12 protein-coding genes are annotated in these 16,088 nt (G+C 60.2%); 3 read left to right on the top strand and 9 right to left on the bottom strand.

All coding sequences use genetic code 11. From position 1 onward, the window contains the following. Position 1 precedes the first annotated feature (1 nt). The gene (locus B4M48_RS11465) at positions 2 to 1,048 is read left to right on the top strand and encodes a carbohydrate kinase family protein (protein WP_288656733.1); all 1,047 of its coding nucleotides are present in this window, start codon (positions 2 to 4) and stop codon (positions 1,046 to 1,048) included. Here B4M48_RS11465 and B4M48_RS11460 read toward each other — a convergent pair. Beyond that, positions 991 to 1,731 carry a winged helix-turn-helix domain-containing protein gene (locus B4M48_RS11460; RefSeq protein WP_288656730.1) on the bottom strand — a complete coding sequence of 247 codons (741 nt, stop codon included), beginning with the start codon at positions 1,729 to 1,731 and terminating at the stop codon, positions 991 to 993. The genes B4M48_RS11465 and B4M48_RS11460 overlap by 58 nt on opposite strands. A 405-nt stretch (positions 1,732 to 2,136) precedes the next feature. Between B4M48_RS11460 and B4M48_RS11455 the strand changes: the two genes are divergently transcribed. Further along, positions 2,137 to 3,435: an NCS2 family permease gene (locus tag B4M48_RS11455; protein ID WP_224144707.1), complete on the top strand. Its 1,299-nt coding sequence runs from the start codon at positions 2,137 to 2,139 to the stop codon at positions 3,433 to 3,435. 54 nt (positions 3,436 to 3,489) lie between these two features. Here B4M48_RS11455 and B4M48_RS11450 read toward each other — a convergent pair whose 3' ends face one another. After that, a complete protein-coding gene (locus tag B4M48_RS11450; RefSeq protein ID WP_039385239.1) occupies positions 3,490 to 4,944 on the bottom strand; it encodes an AMP nucleosidase in 1,455 nt (484 codons plus the stop codon). Between the two features lie 272 nt (positions 4,945 to 5,216). On the opposite strand from B4M48_RS11450, the gene B4M48_RS11445 reads away from it, so the two are divergent. After that, positions 5,217 to 6,638: an EmmdR/YeeO family multidrug/toxin efflux MATE transporter gene (locus B4M48_RS11445; protein ID WP_039385236.1), complete on the top strand. Its 1,422-nt coding sequence runs from the start codon at positions 5,217 to 5,219 to the stop codon at positions 6,636 to 6,638. Here the strand turns inward: B4M48_RS11445 and B4M48_RS11440 are convergent. The 7 genes from B4M48_RS11440 to B4M48_RS11410 all read right to left on the bottom strand — a co-directional run bounded on the left by B4M48_RS11440 (position 6,627) and on the right by B4M48_RS11410 (position 16,082). Continuing rightward, positions 6,627 to 7,385, bottom strand: coding sequence for a 3'-5' exonuclease (locus B4M48_RS11440; protein ID WP_039385234.1), 759 nt, complete (start codon positions 7,383 to 7,385; stop codon positions 6,627 to 6,629). The genes B4M48_RS11445 and B4M48_RS11440 overlap by 12 nt on opposite strands. Before the next feature lie 7 nt (positions 7,386 to 7,392). Then, positions 7,393 to 9,270, bottom strand: a complete 1,878-nt coding sequence (locus B4M48_RS11435) for a DUF294 nucleotidyltransferase-like domain-containing protein (RefSeq protein ID WP_039385232.1) — start codon at positions 9,268 to 9,270, stop codon at positions 7,393 to 7,395. A 64-nt stretch (positions 9,271 to 9,334) separates the two neighbouring features. Then, positions 9,335 to 10,993, bottom strand: a complete 1,659-nt coding sequence (locus B4M48_RS11430) for a BCCT family transporter (RefSeq protein ID WP_039385230.1) — start codon at positions 10,991 to 10,993, stop codon at positions 9,335 to 9,337. A gap of 181 nt (positions 10,994 to 11,174) precedes the next feature. Then, positions 11,175 to 12,035 carry a formyltetrahydrofolate deformylase gene (purU, locus tag B4M48_RS11425; RefSeq protein WP_039385228.1) on the bottom strand — a complete coding sequence of 287 codons (861 nt, stop codon included), beginning with the start codon at positions 12,033 to 12,035 and terminating at the stop codon, positions 11,175 to 11,177. 62 nt (positions 12,036 to 12,097) lie between these two features. Further along, positions 12,098 to 12,769: a sarcosine oxidase subunit gamma gene (locus B4M48_RS11420; RefSeq protein WP_082032665.1), complete on the bottom strand. Its 672-nt coding sequence runs from the start codon at positions 12,767 to 12,769 to the stop codon at positions 12,098 to 12,100. Further along, the gene (locus B4M48_RS11415; RefSeq protein ID WP_288656726.1) at positions 12,762 to 15,782 is read right to left on the bottom strand and encodes a sarcosine oxidase subunit alpha; all 3,021 of its coding nucleotides are present in this window, start codon (positions 15,780 to 15,782) and stop codon (positions 12,762 to 12,764) included. Before B4M48_RS11415 ends, B4M48_RS11420 begins: the two co-directional genes overlap by 8 nt. Positions 15,783 to 15,794: 12 nt before the next feature. Next, positions 15,795 to 16,082 (bottom strand): sarcosine oxidase subunit delta, encoded by a 288-nt coding sequence (locus B4M48_RS11410; RefSeq protein WP_071667969.1) that lies wholly within the window; start codon positions 16,080 to 16,082, stop codon positions 15,795 to 15,797. Positions 16,083 to 16,088: the final 6 nt, after the last annotated feature.

The raw sequence follows: 16,088 nt of genomic DNA, 5'->3' as shown, positions 1-16,088 counted from the left end.
GATGACGGCACGCAGCGGCATTCTGGCCGCCGGTACTCTGCTGGTCGATCATGTCCAGCGCATTACGCACTGGCCGGATCAGGGCTGGCTGACCGAAATCGTGGCGCGCGAGCGCTGCAGCGGCGGCGCGGTGCCGAATGTGCTCCTGACGCTGGCGCGCATGCAGTCAGGTTTACCGCTGGCGGCTGCCGGTATCACGGGCGAGGATGCGGACGGTGACTATCTGCTGCAGCGACTGCGCGAGGAGGGGGTGGATTGCCGCGGCGTAACGCGCACCCGCGCGGCGGCCACTGCCATGACGCAGGTAATGACCGCGCCGGATGGTCAGCGCACCTTTTTTCACGCGCGCGGCGCCAGCGCGCTGCTTGATGTGGCGCATTTCCGCGACCTTACTACTCCGCACCGCATTTTTCACCTCGGCTATCTGCTGCTGCTCGACCAGCTTGACCGGCCCGACGCGCAGTTCGGCACGCGCAGCGCGCGGCTGCTGGCGCAGATGCAGCAGCACGGCTATCTGACCTCGCTCGATCTGGTCTCGCGCGCCGGCGATCACCGCAGCCTGGTGCTGCCGGCGCTGCGCTGGCTCGACTATTTAATCATTAATGAGCTGGAGGCGGCGGCGCTGACCGGTATCCCGCTGCGGCACGGCGCCGGGCTGGCATCGCCGGAGACGTTTGCTGCCGCGGGCGCGTGGCTGCTGCAGCAGGGGGTGCGTCAGCGCGTGGTGATCCACGCGCCGGAAGGGGCGTGGGGGACAGAAAGGGGCGGTGAGGCGTGCTGGCAGCCGGCGTGGCGGCTGAATGCCAGCGACATTGTCGGCAGCGTGGGAGCGGGTGACGCTTTCTGCGCCGGCGTGCTGTACGCCAGCCACGAGGGCTTTACGCTGTCAGCCACGCTGCAGCTGGCGCACACCTGCGCCTGCTTTAACCTGCGCGCGGCGAACGCGCTGGATGGGATCCGGCCGCTGCCGGAGATGCAGCGCTGGATGGATCAGGCGATCTGCGATACGCGCGCTGCCGGACGCACCACGTCAGCTGAAAATACATAGCCGAGGCCGCGAATGGTGCGGATAAGGTTTGGCTGATGCGGGTTAGCTTCGATTTTGCGCCGCAGCCGCATGATCAGCACGTCGATAGTACGGTCAAAGACATCCAGCGTTTCGCTGTGCGTCAGCTCCAGCAGCTGGTCGCGGGTTAACACTTTGCGGGCGTGTGCGACCAGCGCGCGCAGCAGCGTATATTCCCCCTGCGTCAGCGGCACGCTTTCACGCTGCGGATTCAGCAGCTGGCAGCACACCTCATCCAGCTGCCAGCCGTTGAACTGCCAGCCCGCAGGGATAACAGCGTCTGGTTCATCCTGCCTGCCGCTGCGGCGCAGTGCGGCGCGCGCCCGCGCCACGACCACGCGCGGATTAAAGGGTTTAGCGATATAGTCATCGGCACCCATTTCCAGGCCCACCACCATCTCCGCTTCCGAGCCCATTCCGGTCAGCATGATCACCAGCACATCCGGCCGCTCACGCTGGATCTGCTGCAGAACCAGCAGCCCGTTCGTATCCGGCAGCATCATATCGAGCATCACCAGCGAAATATCCGGATGCTGCGTCAGCAGCGCCTGAACATCGCGCCCGAGGTGGCAGCGATACACGGCGGAAACGTGCTCACTTAAGACATCGTGCAGCAGTTCGCAGATGGCACGATCATCGTCAACGATCAGTATCGCGGGCTTCATGGCGCGGCCTCGTTATCATGCAGAGAGTAAAGGCACTATAACCTGCTGTTTTTAGCCTGCTGAATCGTGCAGCAGAAACGTGAGCGATATCGCCAGGCAGAACGCGAAAGCGTGCGGCACCGCAAAATTATCGCGCTTTATAGGGCAGCAAGGAAAACGATTGCGCAGCAGCGGGGCAATGCACCATAATCGCGCCTCTTTCTGGTTCAGACTTTTCTTAACCGGATGCGCAACGGAAAACGTAAACGATTGCGCAGGAGATGGCACAGCAATTGCTATCAGGACAGGGGAAAGCGGAGGGGGCACCTCACGTCCGGCAGGCTCGCTTTCAGCAACAACGATCAGCTGTTAACCACTTTGGCCAGTGAGAACGCGCAGCCGCTGCGTCTCCGCTCATGAGAGAAAATGATGTTAGAGAAACTGTTTAAGCTTAAAGCGCACAACACCACCGTGCGCACGGAGATCGTGGCGGGGATCACCACTTTCCTCGCCATGGCCTATATCCTGTTTGTTAACCCCTCTATTCTGGGCGCGACCGGCATGGATAAAGGGGCGGTGTTTGTGGCGACCTGCCTGGCGGCGGCGATCGGCTCAATTCTGATGGGACTGATTGCTAACTATCCGATTGCGCTGGCACCCGGCATGGGGCTGAACGCGTTCTTTACCTACACCGTGGTGCTGCATATGGGCTACACCTGGCAGATTGCGCTGGGCGCGGTGTTTCTGTCGGCGGTGATCTTCTTTGCGCTCTCGATCTTTAAAATCCGCGAGTGGATTATTGCCAGCATCCCGCTGCCGCTGCGCGCCGGCATCGCCGCCGGTATCGGCCTGTTCCTGGCGCTGATTGCGCTGGAAGGGGCCGGCATTGTGGTGGATAACCCGGCGACGCTGGTCGGGCTGGGCGATCTGACCAAACCAGGGCCGCTGCTGGCGCTGCTCGGCTTTTTTATCATCGTGGTACTGGAAGCGCGCCGCGTGACCGGCGCGGTGCTGATTGGCATTCTGGTGGTGACCTTTATCTCTATGGGCATCGGCCTGACGCCGTTTGGCGGCGTCTTCTCCGCGCCGCCTTCAATCGCGCCTACCTTTATGCAGCTCGATATTGCCGGCGCCTTTAATGTGGGGCTGGTAAGCGTTATTTTTGCCTTTCTGTTTGTTGATGTGTTTGATAATACCGGCACCCTGCTGGGCGTAACCAAACGCGCAGGTCTGGCGGATGAGCAGGGCAACGTGCCAAAAATGGGGCGCGCACTGATTGCTGACAGCGCGGCTGCGCTGTTTGGCTCACTGCTCGGTACCTCAACCACCACCAGCTATGTGGAATCTGCGGCTGGCGTCAGCGCCGGCGGACGCACCGGCCTGACGGCCATTGTGGTGGCCGTGCTGTTTCTGCTGAGCCTGTTCTTCTCGCCGCTGGCGGGTAGCGTACCGGTCTGGGCCACCGCCCCGGCGCTGCTGTTCGTCGCCGTGCTGATGGCATCGGGCCTGGCGGAAATCGACTGGAAAGATGTGACGACGGCGGCACCGGTAACGGTAACGGCGCTGACCATGCCGCTGACCTACTCAATTGCGAACGGCATCGCCTTTGGTTTCATTACCTGGACCGTTGTTAAGCTGCTGAGCGGCCGCGCCCGTGAAGTGAATAGCGCACTGGTGATCCTCTCGCTGCTGTTTGTCATCAAGCTGGGCTGGCTCAGCGCCTGATGAAAAAAGGGAAGCCCGGACGGGCTTCCCTGCTGATAATGGCTGGCCGGTGCGTTAGCGGAACGGCGGCTCATTAAAGGTGCGCAGCTTGCGGGAGTGCAGCTTATCGCCCTCGGCGCGCAGCAGCTCTACCGCACAGATGCCAATCTGCAGATGCTCAGAGATGGCCCCTTCATAAAAGCGATTCGCCTGACCCGGCAGCTTGATCTCACCGTGCAGCGGTTTATCCGATACGCACAGCAGCGTGCCGTAAGGCACGCGGAAGCGGTAGCCCTGCGCCGCGATGGTCGCGCTCTCCATATCCACCGCCACGGCGCGGCTCAGGTTGAAACGCAGCGCGGAAGCGGCGTAGCGCAGCTCCCAGTTACGATCGTCTGTGGTCACCACCGTACCGGTACGCAGCCGCTGTTTAACCTCTTCACCCGGCATGCCGCTCACTGACTTGGTTGCGTCATAGAGCGCACGCTGCACTTCGGCGATGCTGGGTACCGGAATATCCGGCGGCAGCACGCTGTCGAGCACATGGTCATCACGCAGGTAGGCGTGCGCCAGCACATAGTCGCCAATGTTCTGACTTTCGCGCAGGCCGCCGCAGTGGCCAATCATCAGCCAGGCGTGCGGACGCGTTACCGCCAGGTGATCGCAGATCGTTTTGGCATTCGAAGGGCCCACACCAATATTGACCAGCGTAATCCCGCGCCGGTTAGGCGAGGTAAGATGCCAGGCGGGCATCTGGTGCTTTTTCCACGCCAGATCGGACATCATCGCCGCAGGATCGGCCGTTTCCGCCGTGATCACGACATCACCGGCGCAGGCGAGGCTGTCATACGGCGTGGCGGGATCCTGCACCTGTTCTATCGCCCAGCGCACAAACTCATCGACGTACCGGGTGTAGTTGGTAAACAGCACGAAAGGCTGGAAGTGTTCCACTGCCGTACCGGTGTAGTGGCGCAGACGCGCCAGCGAGAAGTCGGTGCGCAGCGCGTCAAAGTGGGAGAGCGGGAAGCGGGCATCGGCGTTGAACAGGCCATCAGCGGTTTCATCGCCAATCTGCGACAGCTCGGTGGTCGGAAAGTGGCGGGCAATACTGGCGCTCATTGAGCGGTCCAGCGACAGATCCGAGCCGTCAATCACGTAAGGGTAGGGGATCTCCTGCTGCGACGGCCCCACTTCAATCAGCACCTCATACTCTTTCTCAATCATCTGCAGCTGCTCGCTGAGATAGTGGCGCAGCAGCGCAGGACGGGTGATGGTGGTGCTGTAGCGGCCGGTATGGGTAAAGCGGCCCCAGGCGCGGGTGCGGTTCTGCTGCGGACCCTCTCCCTGCCAGGTCAGGCGCAGCTCCGGATAGACAAACAGCCCCTGCTGCCGCTGCTCTGCGTCGGGCAGCGTACCCTGTTCAGTGAAGTCGCGGATAGCGTTGCGCAGCGCCTCAACCGCCGCATCGTAGCAGCGCTCCAGTTCATCCAGTGCCTGATGGGCAGTCAATCCGTTCCGTTGTGTTTGCATAGATTCTCCTTCAGGAAAATGGATCAGGTTGAGCAGAGCATAGCGGATAAACCGGCTGATATAATTAAGAATCTGTGACGCTATGCCAGCGTAATTATTGCGTACAGAAATTAACGTGGCTGCGCAAAGCGGGCAGAAATAAAAAGTTTGTAATAATGATTAAATGGCCGCTGCAAAGACTTTGCATAATCGCCGGGCGCCTATCATCATTACCTCTCCTCTCTCATCCAAAGTGATTTGGTACTCTCTTGCAAAATCCCGGTGTGGCAGTAATGCGGGCGGTGCGTAACACGGCGTGGTATCCGCGGCGCCGGATGTACCGCACGCTGTTGTGGCGTGAGATCGCGCCGCTGGCGATCCCTATCTTTATTGAAAACCTCTGCGTGATGCTGATGGGCGTGCTGAGCACGTTTCTGGTCAGCTGGCTGGGCAAAGAGGCGATGGCGGGTGTCGGGCTGGCAGACAGCTTCAACATGGTGATCATCTCCTTTTTTGCCGCTATCGATCTCGGCACCACGGTGGTGGTGGCGTTTAGCCTGGCGCGCCGTAACGGTAAACGCGCCCGCGCCGCCACCCGGCAGTCGCTGGGGCTGATGACCGTGCTGGCACTGGTGCTGGCGCTGGCGATAGAGTTCTGGGGACACCTGATTATCGACGTTATCGCCGGCAGCGCCGATCCGCAGGTCAAACAGCTGGCGCTGAGCTACCTGCAGACCTCCGCCTGGAGCTACCCGGCGGCGGCGATTGCGCTGATCGGCAGCGGCGCCCTGCGCGGGGCGGGCAACACCAAAATCCCGATGCTGATCAACGGCGGCATGAATATCCTGAACATCATGATCAGTAGCGTGCTGATTTATGGCGCGCTGGGCTGGGAAGGGATGGGCTTCGTCGGGGCGGGCCTCGGGCTGACGATTTCGCGCTATATCGGGGCGCTGGCGGTGCTCTATGCGCTCTGGCGCGGTATCAGCCCGGCGCTAAAGCTTACGCTCAGCAGCTACTTCCGCCGCTGGGATCGCGCCATTCTGATGGAGGTGCTGGGCATCGGGGTGCCGGCGAGTATTGAGTCCGTGCTGTTTAACGGCGGTAAGCTGCTGACGCAGATCTTTGTCGCCGGTATGGGCACCAATGAAATCGCCGGCAACTTTATCGCCTTTTCTATCGCCACGCTGATTAACCTGCCGGGCAACGCGCTGGGTTCGGCCTCTACCATTATTACCGGCAAGCGTCTGGGCCGGAATCAGGTGATGCAGGCGGAGCGGCAGATCAGGCATGTGTTCTGGCTGGCGATGATCGGGCTTTGTACGCTGGCGCTGATCACCGTGCCGCTGGCGGGTACGCTGGCGCGCTTCTATACCCGCGACCCGGAAGTGATTGAAGTCACGAAACATCTGATCTGGCTCAACGCCGCGTTTATGCCGATCTGGACCGCCTCCTGGGTGCTGCCTGCCGGACTGAAAGGCGCCCGCGATGCGCGCTATACCATGTTTGTATCAATGTTCAGCATGTGGGGCGCTCGCGTGGTGGCAGGCTACCTGCTGGGCATCGAACTGGGCATGGGGGTGATCGGCGTGTGGCTTGGCATGTTCCTGGACTGGACGGTGCGCGGTCTCTGCTTCTGGTGGCGGCTCAATAGCGGCAAGTGGCTGCATAACTACCGGCGTATGGTGGCAAAAGCGGCTGGCTCAGCACCATAACTCACGCAAAGGCGTCTGCGGCGGAAAATGGTGGGCACACTGCGCCTGCAGCAGCTCGGCACAGCCCAGCGCATCCGTCAGCGCGTTATGGGCCGGGTAGTGCGGCAGATGATAGCGCGCCCGGCTCTCCGGCAGGCAGAGCGAGGGGCGTGACCTGCCGCGCCAGAGTCTCTTCAGCCGGCTGAGCGGCGCGTGCTGACAGAGCAGCCCCTCCAGCGCCAGCGTGTCGATACAGGGGAAAATAATGCCCTCTCCGATGCGCCGCTGCAGCGCCGCGTTCAGAAAATGCTGCTCAATGCCGCGATGGTGCACCACCATGACGCGACCCGCCATCATCGTCAGCAGCTTCAGCAGCCGCTCGCTCAGGTCGGGCGCCTGCGCGACCGTCGCGTGGGTGATGCCGTGGATCACCACTGATTCATGGCGCAAGTCGGCCCGCGGGTTGAGGATCCAGTGTGCGCTTTCACTCAGCCGGATACGCGTCAGGCTGAAAGGGATAAGGCCGATACTGACAATATCGTCGCGCCGGGTATTCAGCCCGGTGGTTTCAAAATCCATTGCCAGCAGCGGCACCTCGCCGATCGGCGTCGCCGCGTCCGGTACGCCCGCCCGGTAGTAGTGCTGCAGCGCCGGATGGCGTGCCGTCGCGGCCTGCTGCGCCAGCAGCGCGGGCCACGCGGGCGCGACTCCCGCATGCGGCGCGGGCGCGGGGGCGGAACGCAGCAGCTGTTTACTGATGTGCAGCATGTTTACCTCACACTTTCCGGCCTGGCTGATAGCGGTATTTGAGAAATTTTTGTGCGTTGCTCAGGATCTGAAACGCATCTTTGAGATTTTTGCGTTCGAACTCAGAAAGATTAAGCGGTTCAATGCGGTTATCCGGCTCCTGACCGCTCTCCACGTCCTGCGCCTGATGGCGGATACGCACCATCGAGATAAACTCCAGCGCATCGCGCAGATCCTGACCGCGTCCGTGCGGCAGCAGGTCGGTTTGCATAATATCCTGCAGCCGATCAAACGAGTTGCGAGCGGCTGAACCGGCCGCCAGCGCGTGCACGCGGATCAGATCCGCCAGCGGCGCGGTGCCGCGCCGTTTCATATCGATAGACTGCGTATGCTGACCGGAAGGCTCCATGACAAAATTTTTAAAGAACCCCAGCGGCGGTTTGCGCAGCAGCGCGTTGCGCGCCATGCAGGCGAGAAAGCGCGAGTTGTGCCGGACTTTATGCGTAATGCGTTTATTCAGCTGCTCGCCCCACGCCAGCTGGCCCCAGACGGCATCAAGATCGAAGAAGATTGCGCTGTCGAGCAATGTCTGCGGGGAAGGGGTGTCGATCCACTCATCAAAGTATCCTTCCCAGACGGCCAGCGGCTGCCGCCAGCGGCCGTTAGTGGCCATGATGTTGCCGCTGCAGTAGTGATAGCCGCACGCCGCCAGGCCGTCACAGACGCGGCGCGCCAGCGCCATAAAATAGGCTTCATGGCGGGATGCATCATACCGGTTGTCGAGGATCAGTGCGTTATCCTGGTCGGTGACCAGCAGCTGCTCCTGGCGCGCCATCGACCCCAGCGTGATAAAGCAGTAGGGCACCGGCGGCGGCCCCAGCTCCGCTTCAGCCAGCGCCAGCAGCCGCTGCGTAAAACTGCGTCCAATCACCGCCATGGCGCGGCCCGTCATCTGCGAATTGGCGTCTTCACGCACGATGCGGCTAAAGCAGGCGCGTACCTCATTTTTCAGCGTGCTCAGCTCACTGATGCTGTTGCAGTGAAAAATGCGGCTGACGAGAAACAGGCTGTTTTGTGACTCATAGCGGATAATATCTGACTGGGAAATCACTCCTACCGGCAGATCCTGCTTCAGCACCGGCAGATGATGTATGTTGTGCTGCATCATGATGAGCATCGCTTCAAACACCAGCTGGTGGTGACTGACGTGGGTCAGCTGCCCGGTCATAATTGTCGCGACTGGCGTATCGAAGCTCAGGCCGCGGGCAATTACCCGGTCGCGCAGATCTTTATCCGTGACGATCCCAGCCAGCGTTTGGGAACGCTCCCCATCCGCCTCCGGGGTCACAATCAGCAGGGATGAGACGCCCTCTTTACTCATTTTCTGTGCGGCTTCACACACCGTGGCGCGGCTGTCGATGGTCACCGGTGGCCGGCTGATTAGCGCCTCGATGCGCGACGTCATCAGGCCGCTCGCCTCTTCGGTACGCGCCACGGTCTGCCGCAGCCGGGTGCGATCTTCCACCTCTACCAGGTCGGCAAACTCTTCATATTTGCTGAACAGCTCATTAAAAATCGGGGCGGGAATCAGATAGGTCAGCGTATCTTCCAGGGCGGTAACCGGAAAGCGCACGCTGTTCTCGCGCAATAAGCCGAACTCACCAAAATAGCCGCCGGCGCTGAGGCGATTATAGAGGTCGCCGTTGCGGCGATAGATCTCCACTGCGCCGCTGCGGATGAGATACCAGGCGTCAACCTGCTGACCAAAGGTGAGGATCGGCGTGCCGGCTTTGTAATAGCTCACCTCAAGGGTGGCTGCGATCCGCGCCAGCGCCGTCAGCGGCAGGGTGTTAAACGGCGGGTAGCGCTGAATAAAATCGATGATTTCCTGATGTCCGGCCTGCATAGCGATCTCCCTTCCTGCACCTGCAGCGGCGGATAGCCTGGCCGGCTATCCGCCTGCGTGCGTGCTATTGATTGCGCACAGCGGGAGCCGGGCGCGTCGGGCGTGGCTCAGAGAGCAATCCCTTTACAACGGCGACCGATGCGACCAGCAGCACCAGTGCAAAAGGCAATCCGGTGGAGACCACCATTGCCTGCAGGGCATCCAGCCCGCCGCCGAGGATCAGTACGATGGCGACCAGCGCTTCAAACACGCACCAGAATACGCGTTGCGCAGTCGGGGATTCAATTTTACCGCCGGAGGCGATGATATCGATCACCAGCGTGCCGGAGTCAGCTGAGGTGACAAAGAACACCACCACCAGAATGATGGCGACCACGCAGGTGATTTTTGCCAGCGGTAGCGTGTCGAGCATGGTAAAGAGCTGCAGCGGCAGAATGGCATCAGCAATACTCTGATATCCCTCAGTAAAATATTGATGGATAGTGGTGCCGCCCAGTACCGTCATCCACAGTACACACGCCAGTGACGGGACCAGCAGCACGGAGATGATAAACTCCCGTACCGTGCGACCACGTGAAATACGCGCGATAAACATGCCGACAAACGGTGACCAGGAGATCCACCACGCCCAGTAGAAGGAGGTCCAGCCGGCGGCAAAATTGCTGTCTGGACGGGAGACCGGATTGGAGAGCGCGGGCAGGAACTCAATATAGGAGACGAGGTTAGAGAAAAAGCCGCTAAACAGCAGCATGGTCGGGCCGACCACGATAATAAACAGCAGCAGCAGACCGGCGAGGATCATGTTCGCTTCTGATAAGCGCCGCACCCCGGCGTCCAGCCCGGCGACCACAGAAAAGGTGGCAATAGCGGTAATCGCGATCACCAGTACAATCTGCGTGGTTTGTCCCAGCGGTACATCAAACAGGAAATTCAGTCCGGACGCCGCCTGCGAGGCACCCAGCCCGAGCGAGGTAGCGAGGCCAAACAGCGTGGCCAGCACGGCAAGGATATCGATCAGATGACCGGGCCAGCCCCATACGGCGTCACCCAGCAGCGGATAAAAGAGCGAGCGGATAGTCAGCGGCAGGCCTTTGTTAAAGGTGAAGAGGGCCAGTCCCAGGGCAAGAACCGCATAGATCGCCCACGGATGGAGCGCCCAGTGGAAAATCGTAGCCGCCATGGCCAGCCGCGTAGCCTCTTCTGCTGATCCACTCGCACCGCCCAGCGGCGCCCAGTCGGTACGCACGCCATTTTCAGTGGCCGTGCCGCCTATCGCGCTGGAGAAATGCGACAGCGGCTCAGAGACGCCGTAAAACATCAGGCCGATACCCATGCCGGCGGCAAACAGCATCGAGAACCAGGTGACGTAGTTGTAATCGGGACGGGCGAGGGTGCCGCCGAGCCGCACCTTGCCCAGCGGTGAGAAAACCAGTCCCAGACAGATGATGACAAAAATATTGCCTGCGCCAATGAAAAACCAGTCGAGTTTAGTGGTAAGCCAGCTCAGCATGCCTTTGAACAGCGGGGCAACATCACTCTGAAACGCCAGAGTTAATATAACGAATAGAATTACGGCGATGCCGGATATCGCAAATACCCGGTTGTGAATATCCAGACCAAATGGCCCGACGTTCACGATAATATTATCCTGGCCTACCTGATAGTCAGTATCATAGGGCGATACTTCGCCATCAGGCGTCATCGGATCTCTGGAATCCGCCATAGTGATTTCCTCGCGACTTACGTGTTGTTGTTAAAAACCGGCGCTGCTATCAGGCCAGGTTCTGTTTTATTTAACGCTGAAGGTCGTGATCAATCCCTGATTACCCTGTTTTCCGCAAAAAGATAAAAGCGTGCAGCCTGCGGGTGCATTGGCTGCACATTTATATTCAACACTGCACCGGCTAACTAAATACCACCGTGCGCTTGCCGCTTAAAAATACGCGTTTTTCAACGTGATAACGTACTGCATTAAATAGCGTGACGCGTTCAATATCCTGGCCGCGGCTGATAAGATCGTCGGGATAGAGCGCGTGATCCACGCTCTGAATACCCTGCGTAATAATGGGTCCCTCATCCAGATCATTATTAACGTAGTGCGCCGTGGCACCGACCATTTTGACCCCTTTCTCCCACGCCTGATGATAAGGACGCGCGCCTTTAAATCCCGGCAGCAGAGAGTGATGAATATTAATGGCTTTACCGTCGAGCTTTTCACACATCCGCGGTGAAAGAACTTGCATGTAACGTGCCAGAACCACCAGGTCGATATTATATTGTTCCAGCAGAGCGAGAATCTGCGCTTCCTGTTCTGCGCGATTCGCATTATTTACCGGCAGGTGGTACCAGGGGATGCCGTGCCATTCCGCCAGGGAGCAGAGATCGGGATGGTTGGAAATAATCAGCGGCACATCAATAGATAATTGTCCGGTGCGATGCCGGAATAACAGATCGTTCAGGCAGTGATCAAATTTAGAGACCAGAATAGCCACGCGTTCACGATGCTGCGGCGGGGTAAGCTGCCACTGCATCTCAAACGGAGTGACGCGCGGCGTAAAATTATCGCGAAATATATCGGTACTGAAGTGCGCAGCGGGTGAGAAAGCGACGCGGATAAAAAAGTGGTGGCTGACGCGGTCGTCGAACGAATGGATCTCATTAATATAGTGACCCGATTCCGCCATAAACCGGGTCACGACATCCACCGTGCCTAATTTACTCGGGCAGCTGGCGGTAAAAATCCATGAATCGGGCAGCACGCTCATGGGCGACTCCTGATAATAAGGGAAAGGCGTGCCGGTGGAGAGAGAGCCGGCACGGCCGGATATTACGCGGTGATCTTCAGCCCATATTCGCGGCTGGCATCCCGCAGCCAGAGCCAGATGTACTCTGCAAAGCTGCGGCGGATCACCAGCTCCCAGCTTTCCGGACCGGTGCGGCGGATCAGCGCGCTGCTCTTCGCAAACACCGATCCGGCAACTTTGCCGACGGGAAACTGTGACGGATGCAGGTCAAGCACCGTGCTCTTTTTCAGTACATCGACCGCGTGTTTACCGGAGAGCGCCAGAATGGTCTGTCCGCCGCTGACGTTCACCACCGAAAAGTGACCAGTAATTTCAGCGCGCAGCGCTTTCTCCACCGGGAACAGCTGATCCATCGGCAGTACCACCAGCCACTCATCGGGGCTCAGCCAGCGCACGGAGATATCGCCATCTTCGGCGGAGGTCAGCGGCGCGGTGGGCAGCGGCAGGCCTAATACCGTCAGGCAGCCCTGCATAAAGCTCGCGCTGTTTTGCGAACCGCGCAGCACCAGATGCCCGCGCAGCGCCAGCTCACGCAGTTCAACGCCCGCCTGCTGCGACTGGCTGGCAGTGACGTTACCGCGATCGGCATGGTGCAGCGGCGATTCAGCGCGTACCTGCGGCGCACTCTGGTTCATGACCGCGACCTGTCTGACGGCCTCTGCGGGTTTGGTTTCAGGTAAGAGGGTTTCAGACATGTTGACGTTCTCCTTTCGGATCGATAAAGACCGGGCTGCAGATTTCCGCTTCCACCACGCGGCCATCTGCCAGCGGATAAAACACGGTTTCGCCCATACGCTGCAGTCCGCCTTTGATAAAGCCCATTGCGATACTGCGGTTCAGGTTGGCGCTCCAGTAGCTGGAGCTGACGTGGCCCAGCAGATCCATCGGCACCGGCTGCTGCGGATTAGCGACCGCCTGCGCGCCTTCCGGCAGGACCACCAGCGGATCGCGCGTTTTCAGGCCGACCAGCTGTTTACGCTGCTCGCGCATGCAGTCTGCCCGCGCCATACCGCGCTTGCCGATATAGCTGAACGGCTTTGAATCGGCGACGCACCAGCCCATATTGAGATCGTGCGGCGTCACCGAGCCATCCGTATCCTGACCGGCAATAATAAAACCTTTCTCCGCCCGCAGAATGTGCATGGTCTCCGTGCCGTACGGCGTCAGATCATATTTCGCGCCGTGCTCAAACAGCTTCTCCCAGACCGCAAGGCCGTAGTTTGCCTGCACGTTGATCTCAAACGAGAGCTCACCGGTAAACGAGATGCGGAAGATACGCGCCGGTACGCCAGCGACCGTGCCTTCCTGCCAGTCCATGAACTTAAAGGTCTCTTTATCCAGCGACACATCGCTGCAGAGTTCCGCCAGCAGGTTGCGGCTCTCCGGACCGGAAATGGTCATGGTCGCCCAGTGATCGGTTACGCTGGTGAAGAACACCTCCAGCTCCGGCCACTCGGTCTGGTGGTAGAGTTCCAGCCACTCCATAACGTGCGCCGCGCCGCCGGTGGTGGTGGTCATCAGAAAGTGGTTCTCTGCGAGACAGGAGGTTACGCCGTCATCAAACACCATGCCGCTTTCACCGCACATCAGGCCGTAGCGGCACTTGCCGACGCCGAGTTTAGCCCAGGCGTTGGTATAGACGCGGCTGATGAATTCGCGCGCATCTTTGCCCTGAATATCAATTTTGCCGAGGGTAGAGGCATCGAGGATGCCGACGCCGCTGCGCACCGCGCGGCATTCGCGATCCAGCGACTGCTGCATGGTTTCACCCGGACGCGGGTAGTACCACGGACGCTTCCACTGGCCAACATCTTCAAATTTCGCCCCCTGCTGCACGTGCCACTTATGCATCGCGGTAAAGCGTTTGGGATCGAACAGCTCGCCGCAGTTACGCCCCGCGATAGCGCCAAAAGCGATCGGGGTATAGTTCGGACGGAACACCGTGGTCCCGGTCTCGGGAATGGTTTTGCCCGTTACTTTGGCGGCAATCGCCATACCGTTGATGTTGCCGAGCTTTCCCTGATCGGTACCAAACCCCATCGCCGTATAGCGCTTGATATGCTCAATCGCCTCAAATCCTTCGCGCGTTGCCAGCGCAATGCCGGCCGCTGTGACATCATTCTGATAGTCAACAAACTGCTTTGGCGCGCGGCTGATCGGTTTGGTGTGCGGAATATGAAACAGCGCGGCGGGCGGATGCTCAATCCACTTTTTCACTTCGGGCAGGGCGACCTCAACCGGCGTCAGGCCGAGTTGCAGTACGGCATCCTGACCCGCTTTGATCCCTTCCTGCAGCACATTGTCGAGCGCGTAGCGGCCGTTGATGCCGCCCGCCGTCAGCTGCTGCTGCGCGGTCGGGCCGGGCAGAAAGCCAATCACTTCATTGTTCCAGACCGGACGGCTGCCGGTATGTCCGGCGAGGTGGATCACCGGGCTCCAGCCACCGGAGCTGGCGACGGTATCGCAGGAGAGGGTAAAGGGCTTACCGGCGAGGGCGTCGCCTTTTTTATCGATGGCGGCAATAGTGACGCCGCTGACGCGCTTTTTACCCTGCACGTCGATCACCGCGCTGCCGCTAATTACCCGAATGCCGCGGCGGCGTACGGCGGCGGCCAGCTCGCCTTTGGTGGCGGCGCGGGTATCCACTACGGCCACCACTTCGCGCCCGGCATCGGCCCAGTCCAGCGCGGTCTGATAGGCGCTGTCGTTCGTGGTCATCAGCACCAGCTGATTGCCGGGCACCACGCCGTAGCGGTTGATATAGACGGAGATGGCGGAGGGGATCATGCAGCCGGGCACATCGTTATGGCTGAAGACCAGCGGGCGCTCCTGCGCGCCGGTGGCAAGCACCACCCAGTGCGCCCGCACGCGGTGCATGCGCTGGCGTACCTGTCCGGCCGCCGCGCGGTCGCCGTGGTAATCGGTGCGGTTCTCATTAATGGTGAGGAAATTATGATCGTGATAGCCGTTCACCGTCGCGCGCATCAGCAGCGTCACTTCCGGCATGGTGGCCAGCTCAGCCACCACCTCAGCCACCCAGTCAGCGGCCGGCTTGCCCTCGATCAGTTCGCGGCTGGCGAGCAGATGCCCGCCCGGTTCGCTCTGCTCATCCGCGAGGATCACGCGTGCGCCGCTGCGGCCGGCGGTCAGCGCCGCCATCAGGCCCGCCGGACCGGCACCGACGATCATCACATCGCAGTGCTGATTCATGGCGTCGTAGATATCAGGATCTTTTTCGCGCGGCGCGCGGCCCAGACCGGCGGCCTTGCGGATAAATTTCTCGTAGGTGGGCCACATTGACTGCGGATACATAAAGGTCTTGTAGTAAAAGCCGGGCGGCATCACTTTACCGCCAAGATTTCCCACCAGCCCCATCAGATCGGACTCCACGCTGGGCCAGCCGTTGGTGGCGGAGCAGACCAGGCCCTCATAGAGCGTCTGCTGCGTGGCGCGCACGTTCGGCACCTGCGTCGCCTCTGAGGCGCCCAGCTGCAGCACCGCATTAGGCTCTTCCGCGCCCGCGGCAACGATGCCGCGCGGGCGGCTGTATTTAAAACTGCGTCCGACAATATCGATACCGTTGGCGAGCAGGGCAGAGGCGACGGTATCGCCTTCGTAGCCCTGATACTGACGGCCGTTCCAGGTAAAGTTCAGCGTGGTGGAACGGTTGATTCTGCCGCCGGACGGCAGGCGATTTTTCTGGCTCATGCTCTGCGCTCCTTACCCTTGCTCGCCGGTTTCAGGCTGTTCATCGAGGGTGTATACCCGTTTGATCTCATACGTCTGCGTGTCGCGCGTCAGGTTGAAAAACTTGCGGCAACCGGCGCTGTGCACCCAGAGTTCGTTATGCATGCCGCGCGGGTTTTTACGAAAGTAGAGAAAGGTTCCCCACTCCTCGTCGCTGCAGGCATCCGGACTGGCGGGCCGGGCGATATGCGCCTGACCGCGCGGATGAAACTCTTCTTCTTCGCGATACTCACCGCAGTGAGGACAGTAAATGTGCAGCATGCTAAA

Source organism: Pantoea sp. UBA6567 (assembly GCF_002434165.1).
Lineage (GTDB): Bacteria > Pseudomonadota > Gammaproteobacteria > Enterobacterales > Enterobacteriaceae > Pantoea > Pantoea eucrina.
This window is presented reverse-complemented; position numbering and strand designations above follow the sequence as displayed.

What these genes read in the sequence shown, in the direction of transcription:
- B4M48_RS11430 (WP_039385230.1), bottom strand. Translation starts at nt 10,993, where the DNA reads ATGGCGGATTCCAGAGATCCGATGACGCCTGATGGCGAAGTATCGCCC.
- B4M48_RS11435 (WP_039385232.1), bottom strand. Translation starts at nt 9,270, where the DNA reads ATGCAGGCCGGACATCAGGAAATCATCGATTTTATTCAGCGCTACCCG.
- B4M48_RS11460 (WP_288656730.1), bottom strand. Translation starts at nt 1,731, where the DNA reads ATGAAGCCCGCGATACTGATCGTTGACGATGATCGTGCCATCTGCGAA.
- B4M48_RS11465 (WP_288656733.1), top strand. Translation starts at nt 2, where the DNA reads ATGACGGCACGCAGCGGCATTCTGGCCGCCGGTACTCTGCTGGTCGAT.
- purU (WP_039385228.1), bottom strand. Translation starts at nt 12,035, where the DNA reads ATGAGCGTGCTGCCCGATTCATGGATTTTTACCGCCAGCTGCCCGAGT.
- B4M48_RS11455 (WP_224144707.1), top strand. Translation starts at nt 2,137, where the DNA reads ATGATGTTAGAGAAACTGTTTAAGCTTAAAGCGCACAACACCACCGTG.
- B4M48_RS11415 (WP_288656726.1), bottom strand. Translation starts at nt 15,782, where the DNA reads ATGAGCCAGAAAAATCGCCTGCCGTCCGGCGGCAGAATCAACCGTTCC.
- B4M48_RS11450 (WP_039385239.1), bottom strand. Translation starts at nt 4,944, where the DNA reads ATGCAAACACAACGGAACGGATTGACTGCCCATCAGGCACTGGATGAA.
- B4M48_RS11420 (WP_082032665.1), bottom strand. Translation starts at nt 12,769, where the DNA reads ATGTCTGAAACCCTCTTACCTGAAACCAAACCCGCAGAGGCCGTCAGA.
- B4M48_RS11445 (WP_039385236.1), top strand. Translation starts at nt 5,217, where the DNA reads ATGCGGGCGGTGCGTAACACGGCGTGGTATCCGCGGCGCCGGATGTAC.
- B4M48_RS11440 (WP_039385234.1), bottom strand. Translation starts at nt 7,385, where the DNA reads ATGCTGCACATCAGTAAACAGCTGCTGCGTTCCGCCCCCGCGCCCGCG.
- B4M48_RS11410 (WP_071667969.1), bottom strand. Translation starts at nt 16,082, where the DNA reads ATGCTGCACATTTACTGTCCTCACTGCGGTGAGTATCGCGAAGAAGAA.